General features: G+C 53.2%; 2 protein-coding genes. Both read right to left on the minus strand.

Annotation, left to right across the window (positions count from 1 at the left end):
* Positions 1-450 (minus strand): PIN domain-containing protein (locus tag B7Y67_RS16240; protein WP_293599521.1); only part of this gene is annotated, 450 nt, incomplete at its 3' end.
* 13 nt (positions 451-463) lie between these two features.
* Positions 464-1,531: an XRE family transcriptional regulator gene (locus B7Y67_RS16245; RefSeq protein ID WP_293599522.1), complete on the minus strand. Its 1,068-nt coding sequence runs from the start codon at positions 1,529-1,531 to the stop codon at positions 464-466.
* Positions 1,532-2,012: the final 481 nt, after the last annotated feature.

Genomic DNA, 2,012 nt, shown 5'->3' on the forward strand with positions numbered 1-2,012 from the left:
AGTTTCAAGTTCATTCAGCACCTTCTCGGCCGCATCCCACGGCAGTCTGCGACCGTTGACACGCATCCTGTGAAGCGCCGCCCTCGCGACGGTGACCGTGATGCGCTGCTGACGCACCATTTCGGAAACCAGCCAGACCGTTCCCATGACCACGACATTTTCTGATTCGGCCGCGGATCTAAGAGCTGCATCGCCAGTTAACAGGGGGCATTGTTCCGATTCGGCCAATGCCAGAGCGAACAAGTCATTGCGACCGGGTCTGGAGTAGGTCTGACTCAGTGACTGGACGCGTCCGACCCCCTTGTCTGTCAAAGTGCGGACCTGCAGCCCCATGTCCAGCAGATGTGCATGCTGATCCTCCAGTTCTTCATAGTAGAGGACGTTGGGCACGGCAAATTCGTAGCCCAAGCTGAACATCGGTGCCACAAGGTCACCGACTTCAACGTCCATCAATATGTTGGCATCACTTATTAGGAGCAGCATCGCCGCCCTCCATGGAGCGGACGCGCCGGAACTGTTGCAATGGCATATTCATCAGCTCTGCAGCTTTTGATTCGCCGATGTAATCCTCAGCCAAGGCGTGGAACACCAGTTGCTCGAATATGTGTGCCTTTTCTGCTGGGTAGTCTTGCCCCGGTTCTTTTCGGAACCAACCCTTGATGCGAAACAGTTTTGCTTGATCTTCACGATAGGCATGTGAAATGATGTCAAGGTCGCGGGCGCGATAGAGAATTCCGGCCATTGACAGCCCGAACTCTTCTTTAAGCAGTCCGAGCTCCTTGAGTTCGATTGCATTGCGGTGACCGCCAAGTTCCTGTCGCACAGACTCCCGTGGGAAAAGGAATGCACCTGCGAAACGGTTGCATGCCTTTTCCTCATCTAGGTCTTGAGCAAGACGTCCTTCCAGCATCAGGTGTCCAAGTTCATGGGCTAAGGTAAAGCGTTGACGATCGCCGGGCCAGTATCGACCCACGACCACAATCGGCATGCCACTTACACGAGCCGCAAGGCCGTCGAATTTATTTTCGGTGTCGGCCTCAATCATGAAGACACGGATACCGTTTGTCTCGAGAACGTCGATCAAATCCGGGATAGGATCAAAACCGAGGTTCCATGCGCTGCGGACCCGATCGGCAACATCCTCGATCTGATCCATCGACGTCATTTGGTCATTGACCTCTTCAACAGGTGCAAATGACTTTACTGGAGACTTTGGAAACAGGTTCTCTAGTTCGATACGGCGTTCAATTTGATCAAGGACTTCATGGGTAATCGCATCCAACCGCTTTTTGGGGAGGGAGCTGCGCTTGCGGTATTCAATGCCCTCCAACACGACGGGGGCTGGGCGGAAAAAGTATTCCGTGCGCACCTGCAGGGCCCGTGCTAAATGAAGCAGGATGTCTGACGACGGCATTGCATCACCGTCTTCGTACTTTTTTATAGAGGCATGAGACACCCCCACACGCTCACCAAGATCCCGCAGGGAAAGCCCTGCAGCCTTACGAGCTCGGTGGAGTCGAGTGTTGAACATGATGTGCCTTGAGTGGTTTACAAAAATGTAGTTTCGTAATGAAATTGTAAACCAACAATCCGGAAAGTGCAAGAACGCAGTCTTGATCACCTTGCCTGTTGTCTTAGCCCCAGATATTTGGTGTCCACGGGTCTCCTTCGCAAGAGTTGGCGGCGCTCCATGAAGGTGTGTTTTCGTCCCAAAGCCAGGTTATTGGGTAAAAAATGCGGACGGCGGTTCAAGTGTTGAATGCGGATTTGAAATTGAACCTGGTGCCTGCGAAAGGTCGGATGATCTCCCTCTGATAAACTCGCCAGCGAGGCTTGTGGATTCCGCATTTTTTCGCAGCAGCCATTGGCAGCTAAAACGAGCCCAGTTTGCTGGGTTTGAGAGGGGGTGCGGCCCCACCACCACTATTGAAGCCCCAACTGTTCTCAGTTGGGGCTTTTTTTCGTCTGATGGCTACAGTTCCCGCGTGTTTGCGCGGGTTCTTGCGGAAACC

The sequence above is a fragment of the Polynucleobacter sp. 35-46-11 genome, from assembly GCF_002281105.1.